The following is a 22,053-nucleotide window of genomic DNA, read 5'->3' on the forward strand; positions in this document are numbered from 1 at the left end:
CCCCGAACAGGCCGCCTGGACCGCGAAGCTGCTGTTGTTCATGCGTGCTCCTGATGTCGGAGGTAAAGCAGCCGCCCAAGCGCGGCCCGCTGTTTAGGCGGGGCGCGGACCGTCGGCGGCTGCGGCAGGCCGCATCGCCGCAATAAGCTGGGGCAGCTCCTGAGTGCGCCGGTAGTTCGCCTGCGACCGTAGCTCGCCGAGGATGCGCTTGGCGTTGGACGGGAAGCCCGCGGGAAGCGTCAGCTCGGCATCGATGGCGCCGAGCTGCTCGTCGTGCGCATCCATGGCTGCCTGGATCTGCTCGATAGCCTCAAGCTCGGCATCCATGACAGCCTGCGCCATGGCGAGGAGGGAGTTGTCGGAAGTGGCGGTTGCGTCGGTCACTGGTCGTTCTCCTGGGCTTGGTGGTGGATGCTGAGAGGTTGATCGTCCGCGATGGTGACGGTTGCGGCTTCGAGCTGAGCCTCCAGCTCTGCGATGCGCTGGCGCATCTGATCGGCCTCCTGCTGCAGGCGAGCGCAGAGGTTCTCGGCCTTCTGCCCGGCCAGCTCCACACCCAGGCCCCGCTGCAGCTCCTGGTTGTATCGGCGCTCGAAGAGCTGGGTGCGCTCGGTGGCCTCGTGCAGCTGGGACGAGAGCTGGGCCAGCTGGTCGGTGTTCGGTGCCGGGGGCGCGTCGTTCACGGTCTATCTCTCCTTGCTTGGATAGGATCAGGGCATAGCTTCGTGGCCTAGGCTACGGTCACGGCCGAAGGGCCAAGAGCTCAGTAGTTCGTGACGTCCACGATGAGGGACCGGAAGCTGGTCGTGTAGTACCCTGTGCTGCTTGCCGCCCCCTGGCTGAGGGAGCAGCCGCCGAGCGGCTGCTGCGGGGTGGTGGCCTGGGGGACCGCCTGCCCCAAAGTGCTCCCCGTGCAGGACACCATCTGGACGGAATAGTTCTCGACGTAGCGCTGCTGGTATCCCGGCTGGGTGGAGCCCGACGGCCCCGAGGCCGTGCAGGACCCGAGACCGCCCCACGACACGTCTCGGGAGTAGTTGCGAGCTAGCCGCTGCGGGACGTGCGCGCAGGAGCGGCCGGCCAGGCTGACTCCCGAGTAGCCGGTCTGGTCGTAGGTTCCGAGGGGGCGCAGGATCGGCGTGAGGAGCGAGAACACTATGGCCCCGTTGTTGTACAGCGCCCAGCCGTAACCCGGGTCCGGGGGCGGCCTGGTCGAGAACAGGAAGACTGTCACGGCCGGGGTTCCGGCCCCCGTCGTGCGGTAGACCTTCACCTGCACGCCCCCGCTGCCGTTGTCGCTGACGTACGCGAAGGTGCCCGTCGCGCACGTCAGGGCCACAACCGGGGAGTTGGCCATCGACAGCCCGGCGTACTGTAGCGTTCTGGATAGGACCATGGACGGGTAGCCGAAGGCGGAGTCGGCGGCCCACCCCGTCTCGTCGAGCACCCACTTTTGCTCCAGCCTGGGGAAGACCATGGTGTTGTCCAGTTGGCGGTAGCCATCCGGAGTCAGGGTCTGAAAGCCCTCGGGCATCAGTAGCCTCCGTAGTATATCGTTTCCGACGGGATCGACGGCGCGGCTATGTTGCCGTTCACCGTGATCGCGTAGTTCCAGCTGATCTGCCCAGTGCTGCTGTTAAGAGTCACCTGAGGACCGCCGTAGAAGCTCAGGTTCTGCGGGCTGAAGTACACAAGCCGCAGGCCGATCATGCGCGCGTCCGTGATCGACCCGGAGGCCTGCCCACCGGTGCTGAAGGACCCCAGGAAGTTGCCAGCGTAGGAGGTTTCGCTGAATATGGGCCCCGCGCCCAGGACGGGATTGTAGCCCTCTACGCCCTGGCCCATTTCACCAAGACCCCCACCGCATCAAGAGCTGACCTGCCGAGTTGTACAGCCTGGAGCCGTTGCCATCCCGGACGCAGGTGCCCCCTGCGCTGTTCGTGCTGACCAGCGTGCCGATGTTAGCCGAGATGGCCGAGAGCGAGCCGACGTTGAGCTTGACCGCCGTGATCGACCCGGTGGTGATCCGGTCGCCGTCGATGATGGTGCCGCCGTAGGTCACGACCAGCGTCGAGCCGCCCTGGTAGGTGGCCATGTGGATCTTGTTGTCGCCGATCGCGTCGCCGATGCCGTAGCCGACCGACAGCGTCGTCGCGTCCTTGTTCCAGTAGATGTAGGCGTAGCTGTTGTTCGTGCCCGTCGAGCCCGCCGACACGACGACGTAGACCGGCTGACCGGCGTCGTTGATGTAGCCGATGACACCCGACGTCCAGCTCACCTGGCCGGTGGCCGGGTTCGCTTGAAAGTTGAAGTCCTGCACCACGATGCCGCGGTTGCCGATCGTCAGCTTGTTCGCCGTGAGCGTGTTCGCCGCGACGGCGCCGCCGTTGATCTGCGTTAGGTCGCCCCCGCCGCGCCAGTCGCGCAGCGTCGTCGCGCCTGCGATAGTGATCTTGCCGGGGTCGATCTGCGTCGTGCTCGCGTTGACCTGCGAGCTGGTGTCCTTCCACGGTCCCCATGCGGTCGTGCTCGTGCTGACCCGATTCCAGTAGGTCCCGTTGGCATCGCGGACCTCCTGCTGGACCGGCCCACCGGAGGGGTCGCCCCACTGCACCGTCGACACCATCTGGCAGTACCCGCCAGTGGTGATCCCGATAGTGCTGGCGGCCTTGAATTCCGCCACCGTGACCATGCCCTTGGCATAATAGTAGCTCGGCGGTTGATTGTCGTTGCGGGTGTCGGTGTAGGTGAGCCCGTCGATCACCTGCCTCGACATCGTGCCGATCTGGACGCCGGTCGTGCCGATCGTCATCGTCCCCGGCAGCGCCGCGGTGGTACTGAACTTGTCGGTGGTAATCGACCCGGCCTGCAGCTTGTCCGCGCTGATCGCGCCGGCAACGATCTTGGCCGTCGTGATCGCGCCGTCCTGGATCAGCGTGGCGCCGGCCGCGGGCAGGAGGCTGAACCCGCCCGCGCGCACCACGCCGCTGAATGCGGCCTGCGGGGCGCCGTTGTTGTAGACCTTGACCACCGCCGAGATGACGCCGGTTGTGGTGAGCTGCAGACTCTGCCTCGAGGTCGTCCCAGCCGGCCACGACAGGGAATAGTCTTGGCTATTGCCGTTGCTGGCGGTCGTGGTGGCGGTCACCCAGATGGTCTGGTTAGACGCGTTCGCCACGGTGGCGCTCAGCTCGTAGACCGTGCCGGCCTGAATCGGCGTGACGCCGGAGGTCAGGACTTGCGCGGCGGTGCCGTAGCTCTGGTTGCCCGACCACAGGGTCACAAAATCCGTGAGGTTGGTCGCGGCCTGCCCGTTGGCGTCGATGCCGTAGTACCAGCCCGGCGCGTTCACCTTGAAGGGCATCGGCCCGGCAACCACGCCGCTGTTGGTCCAGTAGGACGGGTCCTGGAAGTTGGGGTCGCGCACAAGGTTGGTCGTGTTGCCGACCGCCAGCTTTGACGCCGTGATGGCTCCGGCCGCGAGCAGCGCGGTGGTGATCGCGCCCGCCACGATCTTGTCACCGGTGATCGTAGCGGCCTGGATCTGCAGGGCCGTGATGCTGCCGGTGGTGATCTTGCCGCCACTGATCGTGGTGGTCATCGCGTTGACGCGGGCCGCAGGATCGTTGGCCCGCGCCTCCAGGGTAGCGGCGTCGGTCCCGCCGACGAGCGTGCCGGCCGGGGCTCCGACGGTCGCGCCGAGCTGCGTCGCGCTCATGCGCATCAGCGTAATGTCTTGGGTGGCGCCGGGGCTGACGACGACTGCCGGTCCGAGGGCAAACGTCGCGGCGCCCGCCGGGACCGCGAACACGATCGGATTGCCATTGAGGTCCTGGGTGACCTGCGTCCAAGTGTTGGCGCCGCCGGCAAAGCTGCTGAACCGCGCGTAGCCGACCTGCGTGCCTGCCGCGTCGTAGAAATACGCGTCAAACGCCACCTGCTGGCCGGCAACCGACGACCGCTTCCAGTAGGACCCGTACAGCTTGGTGGCGCCGGCCGGGATCGGGGTGCGATCGGTCGTGATGTAGCCGTTGCCGGCATCCGTCGAGGAGGTACTGGTCACCCGCACGTAGCTGGCGGGATCGCCGGCCACCGCCGCCCGGCGTACAGTCGTGGCGCTATTGGGCGAGAACGTCCAATGCGACGCGTCCACCGAGAAGTCGGCGTTGATGATCGCGTTGTCGGCCGACGCGACGTCGTCGCCGTCGACCGAGGACGACCAGGCGCCGCTCCCGAAGCGGTAGAGCCGACCGTCGGTGGTGTTGAAGAAGAGCGCCGGCCCGGTGTAGCCGACCGGCGACGGCAGCGTGGAGCCGTAGGCAGGAGCGGTGATCCCTGGGGTGAGGTCGGCGGTGACGATGCCGCCGGCGGTGGTGAAGGTCACCTGTGCCGAGAAGGCCGAGGCGTTGCCCGACGTGTCGATTGCCGCCACCGCCACCCGATATGACGTGGCCTTGGCGAGATTGGGCAGTTCCATCGTGCCCGTCGCGCCCGGCCGCGCATTTGCGCTGAAGGTGCTGACCAGCGTGCCCGTCGAGGAGTAGAGCTGGACGCTCGCGCCGGCCAGGTCCACGTCGCCCGGGTTCGTCCAAGTCAGGAACGCGCTCTGGTACGTCGCAGTAACCGCGAGGCCGGTCGGGATGGCGGGCGGCACCGCGTCCTTCGTGGTGGTGGTCGTCGATTCGGCGGTGTAGCCCGACGAGTTGCCGGCCTTGTCGACCGCCTTGAGCTTGCCGGTGAAGATTTGGCCCGGCCGCGTCGGGTAGCGCCACGAGGTTGCCGCGCCGCCCAGCACGAACTCGACCGGGTTGCCGCCCTGCTGCTTCACCGAGAGGGTGTAGGTCGACAGGTCGGCTTCGGGGTTCGGGTTCCAGCTGGCGGTCAGGTCGACCGACGTCGTGCCGTCCGATCCCGTGACGACGCTGCTGGACATGGCGAAGCCGGTCGGGGTGGACGGCGGCGTCAGGTCGCCCGAGCCGTTCGACGCGATCAGCTGGTCGATCTGCGACAGGACGGTGGCGGCCGGCCGGCCGCCGACCGCGTTAGAGTCTTTCGAGGTGTTGCCACCGGTGACGTCGGCGCCCGGCTGCGCCGGCTTTAGATCCTCGAGCGGCGTACCATCGTCATAGTTGATGTCGCCGGCGGTGATCGGCGGGTTGAGTTGCGACCAATAGGTGTCGTCGGTGCCAGGCGTGTGGCCGGCTGCGGCAACGGTGTTGACATAGAGCCACCGGGAGCCGTTCGACAGCGAAACGATATTGCCCTCGCGGTAGATCGTTACCGCGTTGTATGCGCCGACGTCGACCAGCGTTGCCGTGAAGGCAATGTCCGCGAGCTGGTGCACGGTCCAGGCCCGTGCAGCGCCGATCGCCAGCTTCTGCCACGGCGCCGCATTCTCGATCTGCTCCACCGAGCGCACCGGCGGAAGGGTCGAGCCGTCGGCGCTCAGCGTCACCTTGGGTGCCGTGATGCCGATCGGCAGCACGAACAGCTTGCCCATCCAGGACACGCCCGCGACCGCGTTGACGCTCGCGGCGAGGCGCTGGATCAGGTCGCGCGCGGTGGCCTGCTCGTCGATGTAGAGCGAGAGGTTATACGGCCGGGCCACATCCAGCGCGTTGAGCGTGGCGTCGTCGATCTTGCCGGCGCCGCCAGAGATGATCGCCAGCCGGCGGATCAGCTGCCCGGGCAGGCGAGCCCAGCCGTTGGTGCCGGCGACGTCGCCCTGCACCAGGAAACTGACCGTGCCGGTGGGCGGCGCGCCGAAGCGCGCGAGCCCTGCGGCGAGGGCCGTCGCCCACTTGCCCTCCGGAATGTCGGCGGCGACCAGCTCTGCATAGCTGGCGCAATCGCCGATCGACGGATCGAAGCGCGCCAGCTTCTCGAGCGCCGCCTCGACACCGCGGATCGCGCCATAGGCCGAAATCTGGAACACGCTGTTGATGCTGTCGATCAGCTTGCCCGACACGTAGCGGGGCGCGCCGAGTGCCAGCGGCTTGGCCTGCCCCTTGAGGTCGGCAGGCCCCTCGATCCCGGTGGTGCCGGCGTAGGTGGCGAGCAGCGCTGCGTCGAGCCAGCTATCGTCCACGCCGAAGTCGATCGAGGCGACGCCGCCGGCAACCTTCGGCTGATTGGAGATCCGCCCGTCGACCCGCTGGGTCCAGTTCGCCCAGGCGGCGCCGAGCTCGCCGGTCCACAGCTGGATACGCGCGTTGGCGAGGGCATAGCGGCCGAAGTCCGGCCATTGCTCGATCTGGAGCGACAATGACGAGGTCGGCGAGGTGATCTGCGCCGAGAAGGAGCCGTCGAACAGATCGAGACGGAGGTTCGGCAGCTTGGCGACCGCTGGCCACCAAACCATGTCGCCGATGTGGCAGACACGTGGGTCGTCATGGCTGGCGGCGCGCAGCGTCACGGGCGCGCCGCCGACGGGATCATAGCCGTCGATCTGGATTACAGCTGCCATCAGAACAGGCTCACCAGATTGACCTTGGCTTCCCACGCCGCTGCGTTGCGTCGGGTATTGGCGAGGTCGCCGACCAGCGGACCGAAATAGCAGCGGTTCTGGCGCTGCGGATCCTCGGCCGGATCGACCACCATGCCGATCATCTCGGTGTTGCCGATCCGCTCGAGTAGCGGCTTAGTGATCGCCTCGACCTCATCCTTGCGGATGTTGGAGAAGGTCAGCGTCAGCGTCCGAAGCTTGGCGGCGCGCCGGCGCAGCAGCACGCCGCGGGGCGAGAAGTCGAGGCTGCCGAGGTCACGGACGCCGAAACTGCCACCATTGCTATAGTTGCGCTCGAGCTGGATCCGCTTGCCGATCACGAGCCGGCCAACCGCCGCCTGGCCACCGCCCAGGCCGGCGAAGCGCAGGCGGACATAGCGGCTGGCGGGGATGCCACCGACCGGCGCCTGCCATAGCGCAATACCGCGTCCGTTCACCGGCATCACCGAGCCCGCGAGCAGCGGCGCCGCGGCGCCGGCATAGGAGGTCGAGCCGAAGCTCGCGCCCTGCGCCGCGGTAGCGGTCGTCACCTGCAGCGTCGTCGCGGCCGTGGCACCGTCGCAGCCGAACAGCAGCAGGCTATCGACAGCGGTGTCGGCGCCGAGATCGATGATCAGGTCGGCGGTGGCGCCGGCAACGCTTTTCCAGATCACGCCGGCATAGTCGTTCAACACATAGCCCGGCTGATAGCCAGGCGCAGTGCTGCTGGCCGTCACCATGCCCGGCAGCGGCAGGAGGATCCACGCATTGGCCATCGATCACCCGAACAGTTCGTAGGTGGTGGTATCGGCATCGAGGTCGAGCTCGAGCCGGGCGCCAAGAAAGCCGGCGTTCACCGCCTGCTCGCTGTCGATCAGCAGCACCTGCGGCAGGCCCGCGGCCATGTCAGGCCAGACGACCTCCTCGGCGATGGCGGTGAACCGGCGCCGTTCGGTGCCGATCAGCGCCGCACGGGCATTGATCACCGTCTGCGCGTCGGCGATGCTGTCGAAGAAGCCCTCCGATGGCGTCACCGATCCGTCCTTCGCACCCGGGTAGCGCGCGGCGATCGTCGCGTCCGCCCAGGTTGCGGTCGCGACGTCGCGGGAGGCGGCGCCGATATCTGCGGGAAGCGCTGGCATCAGGCGGCCGCCGCAAAGTTGCGAGCGGAGCCGATGAAGCTGCCGGTACCGCTGCCGCCTGCCGCGCTCAGGAGCCGTGCGAGCAGATCGTTGGTGAGCTGAGCCTGCTGGCTGACTTGGTCGAGCAGCTCGTTGGCCGTCTGCGTGTTGGTGGCGGTGGTCGCGGCGCTGGCCGCCGCGGCCTTGGCGAACGGACTTTCGACCGCAGCCGAGACCGGCGTGGCATTGTCGACGGTGCTGATTGCCTTGCTCGTTGCCGCCTGGACGGCATCGAGCGCGTCGAAATACGCTTGGGTGGAACCGTAGAGCTGGCGCTCGACGTCCAGAAAGGCCTGAGCCGCCGCCTGATACTTGTCCTGGTCGATCGACTGCCCGGCGGCGATCTGCGTTAGATAGGGCGCCAGCTGCGCCTTGGCAGTCTGCTCCTGATCGCGCAGCGAATAGGGCGAGTCACTGCCAAGCTTGAGGCTGGTGAGGAAGTCTTTCAGTCCCTGGGTGGCAGATGCGGTGCTGTTCTTCACCTGGGCGAGCTGCAGATCGTATAGCTGCTGCGCCTGCGCCATTTGTTCGGCGGTCGCGCCGCCTTCCTTCAATGCGGCGACCGTCTCTTTCCACTTGGTGTTGAGCGTGTCGATCGCGGCGCCGACCGGGTCGAGCATCGCTTTCAGATCCTTGGGAATGGCTTCGATCATCAGCGCCTTGTTGATGGCGGTGGAAATCGACTGACCCGACTGCAGGATCTTCTGGCTGGCCGCACTAATGCCGCCGATGACGCCATCAAGCAGCGCATCCTTCAGTGCGGCGGCGACCGCCTCTTCCTCAGTGTCATAGGCAGTGATGCCGTCGTTGGCCTTGCCATATTTCGTGCGGCCCTGGCCGGTGGTGTCGACGACATATTTGCCGTTGCGGGTGCCGATCGACACGCTGCCGGCGCTGGTCACCGATCCGCCGAGCTGGTCGGCGATCTGCGACAGCGCCTCGGCGACGCTGTTCGCCTCGGCCGTGGCCGTCGCCTTGCGGCTAGAGCTGGTGCCGCTGGCGGCGCCGGCAGTCAGTTCGCCGAAGCTGTTCAGGGTCAGGGTCGCAGATGACTTGGCCGTCTTGGCGAACAGGCCGCCGATGACATTGCCGGCGATGCCGCCGAGGATCGAGCCGAGTGGGCCGGCCGCGCCGCCCAAAGTTTTGCCTAGCGTGCCGCCGATCGCGGTGGTGACGGTCTTGCCCAGCTCCTTGCCGGCGACGCCGCCGAGCACGCCGCCCAGCGAGGAGGCGAGCTGGTTGCTTTTGCCGCCGGTGATCGACGCGAACGCCGAGCCGCCGATCTGCCCGTAGCTCGCGCTGGAGACGATCGAGGAGATCTGCGACCCGAGCTTGTCCAGTGATTCCTGGCTGATCTTGATGTTGCTGTTCTTGATGCCGTCCGTGATCGACTTGGCGATGTCGTTAGCTTGGCCCTCGATCCCGCCCGGCTGGAGCAGGCCGCGGAGGGGGCCGGAGATCCGCACGCCGAGCAGATCCATGGCGCTGCCGACCGCGTCGCGTAGGTGATCCCCGAAGCTCACACCCGCCTTCTCGACGCCTTCCTGCAGGTTGCCGATCGCGGTATCGATGCCGTCGTTCCAGCTCGCCAGCGCCTTGTCGATCTCGGCATCACCGAACACGTCGCGCAGCTGCGCGCCCGAGGCGGCCGTCATTGCCTCCTCATAGTCCTTGCGCGCCTGACGAACATATTCGGCACGCTGCTGCGCTGAGATCTTCGGGACTTCTTGCGTGGCAGAGGCCTTGCCCGTGGCGTCTAGCTGGGGCGTGATCATGTCGCCTGCCGACAGCTTCTCGATCTGGGCAAGTTCCTCGCGATACTTGCGGGCGGCATCTGCCGCCGGATCGAACTTGCCGAGAATCTGGCCAAGAGCAGTGTTGAGTTGCTCCTGCTGTTGCTTTGCCGTGCGCGTCGCATCGGCGTTGGCTTTCAGCTCAGCCGTATAGGCGGCCGAAGCGGTGGGCGGACGGCGGAACGCCTCGACATCCGCGCGGGGAAAAGAGCTGGTGCTGACCGCGGTACCGCCGGCCTGATTGCCGCCAGTCACTTGGACCCGCCCGTCCTTCTCACCGGCGTAGAAGCCGACATGCTCTCCCTTGCCGACCTTGAGCACGACGATGTCGCCCTGCTCGGGCTTGCTGGTGGAGGTGCCGTAATTGAGGAAGGACTTGGCAGCGAGGCTGCCGTTGCCCTTGATCCCCTGGCCTGCCAGCACCGCATTGACGAATGCCGCACACCAGGCGGTCTTTTCCGGATCGATGTTGATCCCGGCGGTGCTGAACAGGTCTTTCAGCGTGGCCTTGCCACTTGAGCTGTCCTCACGCGCGCCGAGATAGCGCTGTGCCGACGAAAGGATCGAAGTGCCCTGCTCAGCAGTGATCTGGCTGCCGAGCGACGGCGGCTTGCGATTGGCCGCAGTCTGCCTGTCCTGCTCGGCCTTAATAGCCGCCTTTCGTTCGCGCTCGATGCCATCGATCTTCGTTTGAGTGGCAGCACCCACGACCCGGCCGTTCTTGATCGCCTCCTCGGTGGTGCGGCGAACCAACGCGATCTGATCGTCATAGAGCTTGTTCAGCCGGGCGATGGGATCCGCAGCTCGCTTGGCGGCCTCCACGGCAAGGTCGATCTTTGATCGCTCGACAAGCTGCTGCGCAGCAGTGAGATCAGTTCGCGCCTTCTCGGCTGCTTTCTGCGCCACGTCGAGCTGCTGCGCATAGACCAGCTGCGCGGCGCCGCCGCCCTGGTTGAGCATCGACTGGCTGGCCTTGTACTCGGCCTCGGCGCGCTCGAGCAGGGCCACGGTGGTTGCCCGGATGGCTATCTGCCTGTTGAGTTCCTGCCGCGCCGCGACATTCGCCTGCTCGGCAGCGCTGCGTTGCGCCTTCTCGTTGTCGTTGAACGCCTTGGTCTGCGCGCGGATCGCTTCGGACACCCCTTCGGCCGAGTTGGCGAAGATGTCCTGCGCCCGCGCGGTGGTGGTGGCTTCAGCCGCGTTCTTCTTCAGCTTTTCGACGGCATCATCGAGCGCATCGTTGCCGTCGAGGATCTTGGCGACGAGCGGCGCCAGCACCGTGACGCCGATCGTCGCTGCGATGCCCCAGCCGCTGGTCAGGAAGTTGGCCACGCCAGCCATGGCGCCGCCCATGCCCTGCAGCGCGAACGATGCCTGGCCGATCTGCTGCGCGAACGCAGTGGCGACGCTCTGCCCGGAGACCACCTGAACCGAAAAGTCTTGCAGCTGCTGGCCGAGCATGATGGTCGACTGGCGCTGCTGCTCGGCCGACACCTTGTTGTCGTTGGCCGCGCGGGTGTGCGCGATCGTTGCGCTCGATGTCTTGTTGAGCTCGATCTGATACGCTTCGAGCTGAACGATGCGCTGGCGGATGGCGCCGGCCTGCTGCTCGGCCGCGCGCGCGTCGACCATCGCTGCATCCGCGTCCCGCATGGCGGCTTCCGCTGCGGCCTGGGTACCAATCGCCGCGCTCTGCATAGCGTTGCGCAGTTCGATGGCCGCTGCTGCGCGGGTGTCCGCGGCGGTCGCGGAAGCGCGCAACTGTGCGATCTCCGCCGACAGATCCAGTGACCCGGTGGCAGTCCGCGGCATCGACAGCGCTTGCTGCGCGATCTTGCCGACGGCAGCGAGGTCGGAGCTGAAGGTCTGCTTGATATCCGCCGAGGCGGACCGCGCGCGTGTCGCCATGTCGGCGAACGCGCGGCCGCCTTCACTGCTGAATTGCTCCGCGCGCAGGGAGAGGCGCGCGACGATGTCGGGACCGGGCATGCCCCCTCCTTTCGATTATGAGGTGGTGCGGTTGAGGAAGTCGTTGACCAGATCGGCCTCCGCGTCGCGGATGATCGGCTCGATCGCGACCTCGTTGCGGAACTGGACCTGCGGCAGCAGCACGAAGATCGGCACGGTTGCGGTGCGGCCCGCTGTACGTTGGCCTGGGCTGGCGCGATCGCCGAGCCGGCCGCGGCCCTTCAGCACGGCATCATCGGCGACGAGGAGCGAGGGGCGGCCCTTGCGGTAGACGAAGCGAAGCCGGATGCCGTGCGCCCGCTCCCATTCGCCGGGGGTGAGCCATCTATCCCGGCCGCGGGGACCGGCAGCGGGCAGGGGCACGGCGAGATACTGCTCGCTGCGGCCGCGGATCGCGCCCGGCTTGGTCCAGAAAGCAATCGCGCCCTGGGTGCGGTCGCGTCCGTTGACATAGACGACACCGGATGGGTTCCGGGCTGGACCTTTGGTCGGGTAGCTGTCGGACGCCCACGCTTTCCACAGGTTGCCGGGCACCGCCGCGCGGGTCGCGGCCTCCAGCCGCCGCTCGAGCCGCTTGGTCGCGCTGCCGACCGCGTCGGTGCCGGCGGTCAGGTAGCGCCGCACCAGCTTGTCGCCTTCGGCGGCGAGGGCATCCAGATCGATCGTCAGCTCTGCGCCGTCACTGGCCACCGGGTTTCTCCAGATCGTCGATGATCAGGAAGGCGTCCATCAGCGCGGCCGGCTGTTCGCCGGGGCTGCCCGGGCAGGGCAGCACCTGCGGCATCAGGGGCGAGGCGAAGCGTCGGCAGTGGAACCAGAGGTCGACGACCGGCCAGATCCACGCCGGGAGCGCGAGCCGGGGGTTTTCTTCCCATCGAATGCCGGCGATGTCCCACCCGCCGTCGACGTGCCGTCCGAACCGGAAGGCTTCGGGCTGTCGTCTGACGGCGACGGCCGCGGCGAGTTTCCCTCCAGCCCGCCCGGCTTCTGAAGGTAGTAAGCACGGTTCCCCGCGACTTCGATCAGGAACGGCTCCATCTGGCCAAGGGTCGCCTCGCTCACCTGGCCGTTGCTGCCGAGGCTGAAGGTTACACCCTCCACCTCCATCCCAACGCAGTAGCGCTTCAGGGCAACGATCGGCGCGATCGCGCGGCGACGCTCAAGCTGGGCAACCAGCTCGCGATATTCCGGCCAGTGCTCCGACAGGATGTGCCGAACGCTGGCAAGCAGGGCCTTGTCGGCGTCGGTCAACGTGGCGGCCTCGCCTTCACCTTCTGCCTCGATCAAGCCCAGCAGGTGATCAAGCTCGGGATCATCGGCGAGCAGCGCGAGCACGCCGGAGCGGATCGCCTGGCGCAGCTCGAATCCCCAGACCTGACCAGCACGGTGCGGGCCAGACAGCTCCGCCTCCATCTGGCCTCGCTCGATAACATCACCGGCGCGCAGGTGGATGACCGGGGCGCCGGGCTTCGGCTCCCCGGCATCGTTGCACATCCACGGCGGGGTGTAGGGCACGGTGGCACCCTTGCTGGTCAGGATCATGAGCGCGCCTCAGTAGAAGACGAGGAAGCCGTCGGAGTCGCGGGTGACCGCGTCCTTGCCGAGGCTGCGGATCTGCAGGGTGACCTCGTCGGAACGAAGCTTGCCGCGGGTGCCGTTATCGAGGGTGACCGGCTGGGCCATCGGCATCACCAGAGCCCACCGGTTGCCCGCCTGGCTGCCGTGACGCAGCACCGACGGCATGGTGACGCCGTTGCCGATGTCGCTGATCGTGTCCCGGTTGGCGACCAGCGTCGCCAGCGGGTCGATCTTGAGCATCTTCTTGCGGTCGACGATCTGGCCGGCGCCGAACCCATAGGTGGTGTTCGGATCGTCGACGTTCTCGATCTGGCTGCCCGGGTCCAACGACCAGGTCGAGATCGTCGATGCCTTGCGATTGAGGCTGGCCGCCGGCGAGATCCCGGCGCCCTGAACCAGAACCGGCGCGGAGTGGCCCGCCACGGCGAGGTTGGCGGGAATGGCGGCGTCGACGCGGCCGGCGTAGATGCCGGTCATGTTGAAGGTGCCGTAGCCGGGACGGGCGCTCTTGCCGTCTGGGGTGAAGGTGCCGCGGCAGCCGACGAACTTCATCAGGCGGCCGTCTTCGTAGATGTAGATCGTCGCCGATGGCTGGTCGGTCAGACGCGAGGCCGCATCGCTGGGCGAGGTCTGAGCATAGCTCCAGTTTGCCGGCAGCGACACGGTGGTGGTCGCGTCCAGCGGCGGATTGAAGGTGTCGGCGAGGGTGGCGACGCGGCCGGCGGTATATTCCGTCACGGCAGGCTGCGCGCCGGTGCCGGTGCCGGCAGTCAGCAGCAGGATCATGCCGAGCACGGCGCGCGAGACAGCGGGGAAGCCAGCGGGCAGGGTGAGGGTGGTGGCAGTTCCAGCGGTTGCCGTGGCGGCGGCCACCGCCGCGGTGAACAGGCCCCGCCAGCCGCACGACTGAAGCGCCTGGTGGAGCGGCGGCTTGACCGTGGCCGAGTAGACTGCGCCCGCGCCGGCGCCCTTGATGCGCGACTTGAAGCTGATCGGCGTCACCTGCCCGATGATGAGCGGGGCGCCGGCAACCAACGAGCCCGTCGCCTCATTGGCATCTTCCTGGGTCCAGGGGATGCCGTAGGTAACGCTGTCGGCTTCGACCGGCAGCGCATCGACGGTGGGATCCGGGCTCGCGTCGACGGCTTCGACACCCTCGAGCTTGAGCAGCACCGCGACGTTCGTCGGGCGAATGGTCTGGTCCATGGGGAGCCTCCTTCAGGCGGGTAGAGCGGGGTCGGCCCGCGAAGTGGAAAACTGGATGATAAAGTCCTGGGCGAAGCCGAGGCGCCGCACGCTGGCGAGGGTGGCGGTGAACAGGCGCAGGTCGCCGTCTTCGACCAGCTCGACGGTGCCACCGAGCGTCTCGTCGGCCATGATCGCGGCTACGACACGGGCGAGCAGCGCGTTGCGCTCGGCGGTCGGCGCTTTGCCGCCGCCACCCTCGACGAAGCCGTCGACCGTCACCGTCATCGCGCGGCGGGTGATCATCACCTCGCGCTCGAGCACCCGGTGGCCGCCGTCTGTGATGCCGAGACCGGGGAAGACGCTGGGGTCGCCGGCGGGCTCGACCTCGACTTCGCGCGCGAGCGGCGTGATCGCCGTCTCGATCGCGGAAATGATCAGGTCGCGAACGGTGAGCTCGTCGGTCATTCGATCCGACCTGCATCGCTGACGATGATATCCCACTCGCCGATGTCATCGCGCCGGGTGACGTCATCGATGGCCCACTGGCGACCGCGGTGGATCAGCTTGTCGCGCTTAGTGGGCTCCTCGGGCAGGTCGGCTTGGAGGATCTGGTAGGTGATGGTGCGCAGCGTGCGCCCCGGACCTTCATAGCTCGGTGCCGAGGTCTCCAGCCGCACCACCGCGAGCGGCGGCAACGCGCCCCAGCTCTGGATGTAGGTTGCCGGCTCGGGATCGGCGAACTCGGCGCGGATTGCCGCGAGCGCGGCCGCCTCTCCCTGCACGGTCAATTGGCCTGTGCGTCGGCCTTGGCTGCGGTCTCCGAAACGGCGGTGAGGCCTTCCGTCAGCAGCTTGGCGCGGTCGGCGCCGATCTCGTCCGGCTTATCGCCAATGGTGAGCGTGGTACCGGCATCCGCATAGGTGCCGTCGTTGCGCGCGGCGGCGCTGTAGAGGGTGATTTTCTTCATGGGGCGCTCCGGCATACGGGAGGTCGGGAGGGCACCACCGCGGCGGCCATGCAGAAGACCGCGGTGGTGCAGGCGATCAGCCCTTGAGGACGTCGACCAGGTCGAGCGCGCCCGAATCCGTCAGCGCGTCGAGCGCCTTCTTGTCGAGCTTGTGCTCCTTTGCGACCTCGTCGGTGATGATCGTGCCCGGCTCGATCGAGGTCTGCTCGGCCTTGTCGGTCTTGGGCGCGGTGATCAGCTCGTGCACGGCACGGTGCATCTGGACCGTCTTGGGGGCTGCGGCCTTCGCGGCCGGCGAGGTGGGACTTTGGTCTGCCACGGCAGTTCTCCAGGTCAGAAGGGCGGCTCAGCCGCAGGGAAGGCTCCCGCGCCGGAGCGCGGGAGGGTGTCTCAGCGGACGGTGATACAGGCGGACGCGTTGACCCGCTTCGGCACGAAGATCGGCGCCGACTGGGTCATCACGTATTCGCCGGCCGGGTTCTCCTCGATCCAGTTCTTGGAGAAGAGCCGGGTGGCGCCGTAGTCGTTGCGCGGGTCGAGGATCGCGCCGTAGCAGGGCGTGCCCTCATAGGTGCCCGGCGCGCCGATGATGACGGTGTACTGCGGCAGCAGCTTCTTGATGACGCCGTCGACGTCCTCATAGGTGTCGTTGTAGACGTAGAGCTCGACGGTGCCGATCCGGCCGACGAACACCGGCGAGCCGGGGACGCCGGGCTTGAAGCCGAGATCCACCGCGCTGGTGTTGCCCTGATAGCTGGTATCGAGCTTGTCCTTGAGCTTCGGGTCGGCCTTGAACAGCGCCCAAGCGTCCTTCTCGAACACGGAGTGGCTCGGCGCGGCGCCGCACTCCTCGGCGACCTCCTGGATCCAGCCTTCGAGGTTGTCGACCGGCGACACGCCGGTCTCACCCCAACGCGCGGCCAGGGTGAGCGTCTTGCTCAGCGATGCCTTGCGGTTGAAGCTGACCACGGCGCGCGGATATTCGACGCCCTCGATGATCACGCCGCCGGTGCGAAGGATCTCGGAGGCCATCTGCTCTTCACGGCGCTCGATCTTCGTCTTGTGGGCGGCGAGATAGTCGACGAACGCGAGGTCGCGGCGCTGTTGGAGCGTAAACTCGCCACCGAGCGGTTCGCCGGGGCGCCGCCGTGCGATCTTGTGCGCATCGATGCGGTCGATCGGCTTGATGTAGCCGGGGGCGAAGCGATCGGTCTGGAAGGGGCGGTCCTGGCTCGGCGTGCCCTTGGCATAGGGGCTTACCCAGGGCGCGATGCGCTTGTCGTCCGACACGCGGTCGAACATGACCTCGGGGGTGTCGAATTCGAGCGGCGTCGAGCCGAAGAACAGGGTGCGGAGGAAGTTGCCCTGCGTGGTGAGCGGCGTGATGATGCCGATCAGCGCGGTCGTCGAATAGAGAAGCGGATCCATGGTCGGGCCTTTGCGGACAAGGGTAGCGGCGGCCCGACCATCATCGGACCGCCATCACGGGGTTGCGGGGCGGCGGCCTCAGCCGTCGAAGGTGATGCCCTTGGCGCGGAGCGCCGGGCGGATGCTGGCGAGCGTATGGCCGGCGCCGAGCACGAGCGCCGGTCCGATCAGATCGCCGGTTTCGACCGCCATCGCGTCGACGTCGCCGGCGGTGGCATCGACGGTGTACGACAGCACATAGGTCGGGTCCTGGCTGCCATCGCCTGCCGCGGCGGCGGAGAGCACCGCCTTCTTGGAGGCGGTGACGATGCCGAGCACTGAGCCGATCAGGTAGACCGCGCCGGCGAGCAGCGTGACCTTCTTGGTGTTGGGAGCGCCCGAGCGGATCAGCGTGACCGGTGCGGTCGACTGGCTCGAAGCGGCGGTAGCGCGAGAATACATGGCGCGAGGTCCTTCTGTGGTGAGCGGCCATCAGGCCGGGGCGTGTGGGGCCGGCTCAGCCGGCGGGCTTGAGGTGCTTCGCGGCCGCGTGACCCATCGACGCGGCCAGGGCGAGAATGCCGCTCGCCTGCTGCGCCCCAGTCTTCGGCCTGGTCGCGTCGGCACCGGCATTCTTGCCCGGCGCGGGCAACTGGCCGGGCTGAACGGCGCCCGCGCGCAAGTCCGAAAGGCTCGCTCCACGCGCCTTTGCTTCGGTGGCCAAAACGATCGCGAAGGCGCCGGTGTCCTGGCCGCTCTCGATCGCGGTGCGCAGCGATGCCGACATGGTTGTTTCCGGGCACAGGTCGGCCAGCGCCAGCACGCGGGTGCGCTCTGCGGCGGCCTCGGTACCAGCCTCTGGGGCTGCCTCGGGTGCTTCCACGGCAGTTACGGCGATGTCGCCATGCCCACCTGCGGCGAGCGCGGCGGCCAGGGCGGTGGCGTTGGCGGCGGAGCCGATGATCGTCATGCTCGTGATGCCGGCGAGGGCCTGATTGGCCGCCGCCGACGTGGTGTCGGTTTCACCCGGCATTGCAGTCTCCATAGATGCGCGGGCGCCCGACTTTCGGGCGGGCCGATGGGAATTGGCCGGCTGGCGGCCGTTCACGGTCGCCACGAACTCGGCTTGCGAGTCCGCCCAACCCATGACCTTGTCGGCGAGGCCGGCGCTGACCGCCTTCTCGCCGCGGTAAATGCGCGCTTCGGTGCCGCGGACGGCCTCCTCGCTCAGCCCGCGCGCGGTGGCGACGTGGGCGACGAAGCGGCCATAGGCATGATTGATATCAGCCTGGATCGCGTCGCGAACGTCGTCGGGCAGCGCCTGGAACGGGTTGCCGTCCGCCTTGTGGGCGCCGCCATGGATCAGCGTGACCTTGATCCCAGCCTGCTCGAGCTGGCCGGAGAAGTCGGCGTGCATGGTGATGACGCCGATCGACCCCGCATAGCCGAGATCCTGGACCGTGATCTCGTCGCAGCAGCAGGCGATCGCATAGGCTGCCGAGGCGCCGACGCCGCGGATGATCGCCCGGCTCGGCTTGTTGCCGCGGTCCGCCATCATCGCCGCGCACAGCTCGTTGAGGTCGGTGACTTCACCGCCGGGAGAGTCGATGTCGAGCAGCACGCCGCGGACCTGTGTGTCGCGCTGGGCGAAGCTCCAGGCGGCACGCACCGCATCGTAGCCGGTGAAGCCGGACGACGGCGTGACCCCGCCGCCATTCTCCGCGACCAGCTCACCGCGGATGTCGATATGCGCGACACCGTCCTGCACCGTCAGCACGTCGGAGGCGGTAAGGTCGGGTCGGCGCTCGTCGGCGGTGAGCTTTGCATCGATACCGGCGCGCGCCGCGGTGGCGCGCGCCTGTAGCTCCTCGATGTCGAGCTGCTCGCCGCCGGCGTGCATCAGCAGCTGGCTGACGTCGAACCGCGGGCCGACCACGCCGAGCACGATTGCCGCCGTGGAGGGAAGCACCGCGAGCGGGGTGTTGAACAGCCGGCGGGTGATGCCGGCGCGGCTAAAGGAGCGGAAGCTCATTCGTCGTCGTCCTTTTTCTTGGGGCTGTCGTCAGCGGCATCAGCCTTGCCGGCATTGCCCGCGGGGGTGCCGGGCGAAACGGCGACCGGCAGACCTTCGGCAAGCCAGGCGCGGTGCTCGCGGCCGCGGCGACGGACATTCTCGCGGAAGCTGCCGCCGGTCAGCTCGGCGGTGATCTCCTCGCCGGTCTGCCAGCCGTTATCCTGGCGGATCTTGTAGCCGTTCGCTTCCTGGGCGGGGTTGAGCGCGATCTTGCCGTCGCCGCGCCAGTCGACACCGGTCCAGTGGGCGCGGATGGCGGGATCGGAAAAGAACCCAGTCATGGCATAGTCGCCGCGGGCGACCTTCTCGGCGATGAAGCAGAGGTAGGTCGGGACGCACCAATCGCCGCCGAACCACGCCCGCTCCGCGCGGATGTCCATGTACAGGGCCTCGAGCTCGGCCTTGCTGGCCGTGTAGCTCGAGTTGAAGAGCAGCAGCAGCACGCCGGCCGGGATGCCAATCGCTGCGCCGATCTGGCGCACGATAGCTTCGAAGAACGGGTTGAACGCCGAGTTGGGCCGCCCAGGCGACTTGATCTCGACCTCGGCCTCACTGTCGATCTCCATGACGGAGCCGGACTCGAACTTGTACTGCGGCGCCGCTTGCGGGATGTCATAAGCGCCGGAGCCGGCCTCGGCAGCTTCCCCGACTGCCCCATCCTCCTCGCCGTAATCGGGCTCGGGGATCGGCGTCGCGCCCGGCGATTTGTAGACGACGGCGATCATCGCCGACATCACCGAAGCGAACAGCTCCGCGTCGCTCAGGTCCGAGACCATCTTGAGCGGCTCGAGCACGGTTGCGAGCAGGCCGACGCCGCGCACCTGCTCCGCGCGCTCCTTCTTGTAGACGTGCACGACCCGCGGCAGATCGAGCGCAGTGTCCCATGCTTCGATACGCTCGGGCGTAAGGCCGGCTGAGTTGCGTAGCTGCAGGTCGCCTGGATGCTGCTTGAGGATCCAATAGGCGACCGGGTTCCAGTATCGATCGACCTCAACGCCGCCGGCGATGATGTTGCCCGTTGGCGCATGCACCCCGCCGTCGGCGACCATCGGCGGATTGCGGAGCCGATCAGCCTCGACCAGCTGCCAAGCGGTCTCCGTGACGCGTCCCGGCTGGTTTTCTGGCATCACGCGCAGCGCCAGCATGTCGCCCGACGTGATAGTACCGCGCTCGACGATCGCCTGCACGCCATAGCCGGTCGCCTGGCGGGAGGCGTCGACGTCTTTCGACGCCATATAGGCGTCGTAATCGGTCGCGATCCGCTGCTCCCAGGCCTCCTGCTCGTCGGGCGTCAGCCCCAGCGCGGTGCCATTGATCGCCGGGATGGCCATCAACCCGGTACCGATGGTGAAGGTCACCTTGCGATTGATCGCCGCGGTGGCGATCGGCTGGTTCATGGCCGCGTCGCGCTGCTCGGCGCGCATCCGCTCCGAACCGGGCAGGATGTCGGCGTTGGCAGAGCGAGAGCGGGCGAACCACCCGCGCCGCTTGCCGCGGTCCGCTTGGGCGCCGCGGTAACCGCCGGTGCCGCCACCGAACATGGTTGCGCTGGCGGCGAGGCGGGTCCGATCCTCCATGCGCGCCAAGCCCGCGGCCGGGTTGATGGCCGCTACCGCACGATCGATCAGGGTAGGGCGAGCGTGCACCTTCACGTCAGCGGATCCGATAGCTGCCGCGGCGCACGCGGCCGACGGCGAGCTGCTTCGGCCGAGCGGCAGGAGTGGGATTCAACCGGTCGACGTGGCCCTGCCAGTAGGCGAGGCCCTCCCGGATCTCGCGGAGATCCGCACGGGTCAGTTCGCGGCCGTCAGCGAAACGATGCTGCTGCCCAGCGAGCACGGCGGTCTCTGCGGTGAGGTACATGCCCACCCGTTCCTTCGCGATCGCGAAGGTGATGCCGACGTCCGACATGGCAATCTCCTCAACTGGATCGGACGACCCGGACAGCGCGGCGCGGCTTCTGACGGGCGGCGGCAGGCGCTGCGCGGGTGACGCTCACGCCAGCGCGGGCAGGCGAGGGCGGCGGCGGCTCGGGTGAGCCATCATCGTCTGGCGGCGGCGCCACGGGGGCTGGGCCCTTGGGCCGCGGCGGCCGCGCCCATTGCGGGACTCGGCTCAGGTTCTGGTCGAGCCCAACGAGCCGGAGCATCACGACCAGGGCGTATATGAAGAGGTCCCAACTCTCGTTGCGGACGCCCTCCGGCTTCTCCCACAGCCCCTCGACCTTCTCTTCCGCGCGCAACTCATCGATATGCTTGGGTGAAATATCGCACGGAAGGTCGATGTACGCGGGTCCTGGCGTCGGACGGCGCAGGCGATAGTCGCCGATGTCCTTCATGCGGTTGACGTTCGGAACGTAGAGCTCGCACTCGGGCGCGCCCTTCACCTGCCGCTTCGCGTCTACCGTCGGCGCCGGCAGTAGCCGGCCGTTCGGTCGGTTGCCGCCTTTCAGCAGCATGATCGCGGTGGCAGGCAGCGCCGGGCGGCGTTCCTTGCGGCTGCCGGTCACCATGTCGTGCCACCAGGCATAAGCATTGTCGGTGGCATCATCGCTGCCGCCCGTGTCAATGCCGGTGCAGAGCACCTTCACGCGCAGCGACGGGTCGCGCTGTAGCGGATAGGTACGCTTTAGGACCTTCTCGTAGAGCACGGCCCAATGCTCGCGCCGGCGGAACGGCTCGAGCTTGGTGATGCCGTCGTTCAGCGTCAGGATGTCGAACCGGTCGATGATCCAGGCGCGGTTGCCGACGCCATGGCCGACCGCCATTACTGAGAAGCGATCGATGCCGAGGTCGACCGTCATGGTGATCGCCACCACGCCATCGGGCACTTCGCCGAGCTTGTAGCCCGAAGCCTCCGCCCGCTTGGTGAGCGCATCCACCGTCACCGGCGCGTCTCCCGAGGAGCGGCTGACGTAGTTGCGGCCAACCTTGGTCTGGAAGAAGGACTTGAGCGGGCCCTCGTCCTGATGCTCGACGAACCGCAATTCCGCGGTGCGAAACTGACGCGCCATCGACGCCCAGGGAGCAAGGCCGAAGACGCCATCCCAATAGTAGCTGTCGACGGAGTTGGGTTCGAGCTCGCCTTCCTTGCCGCCCGGCACCGCGCGCTCGCCTTTGCCGATCCATCGGCCGCTGGCCATGAGCGCTGGCTTGTCCGACTGCTTATGCGAGCCGCCGCAGCTCGGCTCCGGGCAGGCCATTTCCACGGTGCGGCCGGCCTCCAGCTCGGTGGAGGTGCCGTCGAATGTCAGGCGCTCCCACGCCATCTCGAATGGAGAGCCGCAGACCAGGCAGTCGACCCACCACCGCTTGCCGGTGCCGCCGGCGACGAGCGGCTCAATACCGCGCTTGGGTCCCTTCTTCGGACTGGAATTGACGTAGAGCTTCCAGCCAACTCTACAGAGGCAATGA

At 67.6% G+C, this 22,053-nt stretch carries 21 protein-coding genes and 1 pseudogene; all 22 read right to left on the reverse strand.

The window, feature by feature from the left end; all coding sequences use genetic code 11:
- Window positions 1-93: 93 nt before the first annotated feature.
- Entirely contained in the window at window positions 94-384 is a 291-nt protein-coding gene (locus AC07M8_RS00230) for a hypothetical protein (RefSeq protein WP_495172459.1), read from the reverse strand.
- Window positions 381-683, reverse strand: a complete 303-nt coding sequence (locus AC07M8_RS00235; protein WP_495172460.1) for a hypothetical protein — start codon at window positions 681-683, stop codon at window positions 381-383. Before AC07M8_RS00235 ends, AC07M8_RS00230 begins: the two co-directional genes overlap by 4 nt.
- 80 nt (window positions 684-763) lie before the next feature.
- A complete protein-coding gene (locus AC07M8_RS00240) occupies window positions 764-1,534 on the reverse strand; it encodes a hypothetical protein (protein ID WP_495172461.1) in 771 nt (256 codons plus the stop codon).
- Window positions 1,534-1,845, reverse strand: a complete 312-nt coding sequence (locus tag AC07M8_RS00245) for a hypothetical protein (protein WP_495172462.1) — start codon at window positions 1,843-1,845, stop codon at window positions 1,534-1,536. The genes AC07M8_RS00240 and AC07M8_RS00245 overlap by 1 nt, the downstream gene beginning before the upstream one ends.
- Before the next feature lies 1 nt (window position 1,846).
- Complete coding sequence (locus tag AC07M8_RS00250; protein WP_495172463.1) at window positions 1,847-6,466, reverse strand: hypothetical protein; 4,620 nt, start codon at window positions 6,464-6,466, stop codon at window positions 1,847-1,849.
- Window positions 6,466-7,260, reverse strand: coding sequence for a hypothetical protein (locus AC07M8_RS00255; RefSeq protein WP_495172464.1), 795 nt, complete (start codon window positions 7,258-7,260; stop codon window positions 6,466-6,468). The genes AC07M8_RS00250 and AC07M8_RS00255 overlap by 1 nt, the downstream gene beginning before the upstream one ends.
- 3 nt (window positions 7,261-7,263) lie before the next feature.
- Entirely contained in the window at window positions 7,264-7,626 is a 363-nt protein-coding gene (locus AC07M8_RS00260; protein ID WP_495172465.1) for a hypothetical protein, read from the reverse strand.
- On the reverse strand, window positions 7,626-11,447 hold the full coding sequence (locus AC07M8_RS00265; protein ID WP_495172466.1) for a TIGR02594 family protein: 3,822 nt from the start codon (window positions 11,445-11,447) through the stop codon (window positions 7,626-7,628). Before AC07M8_RS00265 ends, AC07M8_RS00260 begins: the two co-directional genes overlap by 1 nt.
- 15 nt (window positions 11,448-11,462) lie before the next feature.
- The gene (locus AC07M8_RS00270) at window positions 11,463-12,116 is read right to left on the reverse strand and encodes a DUF6441 family protein (RefSeq protein WP_495172467.1); all 654 of its coding nucleotides are present in this window, start codon (window positions 12,114-12,116) and stop codon (window positions 11,463-11,465) included.
- A 93-nt stretch (window positions 12,117-12,209) separates the two neighbouring features.
- Window positions 12,210-12,968: a hypothetical protein gene (locus AC07M8_RS00275; RefSeq protein ID WP_495172468.1), complete on the reverse strand. Its 759-nt coding sequence runs from the start codon at window positions 12,966-12,968 to the stop codon at window positions 12,210-12,212.
- A gap of 9 nt (window positions 12,969-12,977) precedes the next feature.
- Entirely contained in the window at window positions 12,978-14,210 is a 1,233-nt protein-coding gene (locus tag AC07M8_RS00280; RefSeq protein WP_495172469.1) for a hypothetical protein, read from the reverse strand.
- Window positions 14,211-14,222: 12 nt separating this feature from the next.
- Entirely contained in the window at window positions 14,223-14,657 is a 435-nt protein-coding gene (locus AC07M8_RS00285) for a hypothetical protein (RefSeq protein ID WP_495172470.1), read from the reverse strand.
- Window positions 14,654-14,980: a hypothetical protein gene (locus AC07M8_RS00290; protein ID WP_495172471.1), complete on the reverse strand. Its 327-nt coding sequence runs from the start codon at window positions 14,978-14,980 to the stop codon at window positions 14,654-14,656. Before AC07M8_RS00290 ends, AC07M8_RS00285 begins: the two co-directional genes overlap by 4 nt.
- A complete protein-coding gene (locus tag AC07M8_RS00295; protein ID WP_495172472.1) occupies window positions 14,977-15,159 on the reverse strand; it encodes a hypothetical protein in 183 nt (60 codons plus the stop codon). Before AC07M8_RS00295 ends, AC07M8_RS00290 begins: the two co-directional genes overlap by 4 nt.
- A gap of 76 nt (window positions 15,160-15,235) precedes the next feature.
- Window positions 15,236-15,478, reverse strand: a complete 243-nt coding sequence (locus AC07M8_RS00300; protein ID WP_495172473.1) for a hypothetical protein — start codon at window positions 15,476-15,478, stop codon at window positions 15,236-15,238.
- Between the two features lie 71 nt (window positions 15,479-15,549).
- A complete protein-coding gene (locus tag AC07M8_RS00305) occupies window positions 15,550-16,587 on the reverse strand; it encodes a major capsid protein (protein WP_495172474.1) in 1,038 nt (345 codons plus the stop codon).
- A gap of 78 nt (window positions 16,588-16,665) precedes the next feature.
- Window positions 16,666-17,028, reverse strand: a complete 363-nt coding sequence (locus AC07M8_RS00310) for a head decoration protein (protein ID WP_495172475.1) — start codon at window positions 17,026-17,028, stop codon at window positions 16,666-16,668.
- 55 nt (window positions 17,029-17,083) lie between these two features.
- Complete coding sequence (locus AC07M8_RS00315; protein ID WP_495172476.1) at window positions 17,084-18,598, reverse strand: S49 family peptidase; 1,515 nt, start codon at window positions 18,596-18,598, stop codon at window positions 17,084-17,086.
- A complete protein-coding gene (locus tag AC07M8_RS00320; RefSeq protein WP_495172477.1) occupies window positions 18,595-20,292 on the reverse strand; it encodes a phage portal protein in 1,698 nt (565 codons plus the stop codon). The genes AC07M8_RS00315 and AC07M8_RS00320 overlap by 4 nt, the downstream gene beginning before the upstream one ends.
- A 1-nt stretch (window position 20,293) precedes the next feature.
- Window positions 20,294-20,551, reverse strand: a complete 258-nt coding sequence (locus tag AC07M8_RS00325) for a DUF6148 family protein (RefSeq protein WP_495172478.1) — start codon at window positions 20,549-20,551, stop codon at window positions 20,294-20,296.
- 10 nt (window positions 20,552-20,561) lie between these two features.
- Window positions 20,562-21,782 (reverse strand): terminase gpA endonuclease subunit, encoded by a 1,221-nt coding sequence (locus AC07M8_RS00330; RefSeq protein WP_495173117.1) that lies wholly within the window; start codon window positions 21,780-21,782, stop codon window positions 20,562-20,564.
- Window positions 21,777-22,016, reverse strand: a pseudogene (locus tag AC07M8_RS00335) (phage terminase large subunit family protein); the annotation flags it as partial. The gene AC07M8_RS00330 and the pseudogene AC07M8_RS00335, both read right to left, overlap by 6 nt.
- Window positions 22,017-22,053 lie beyond the last annotated feature (37 nt).

It is taken from the genome of Sphingomonas sp. GW821-FHT09E03, assembly GCF_059416225.1.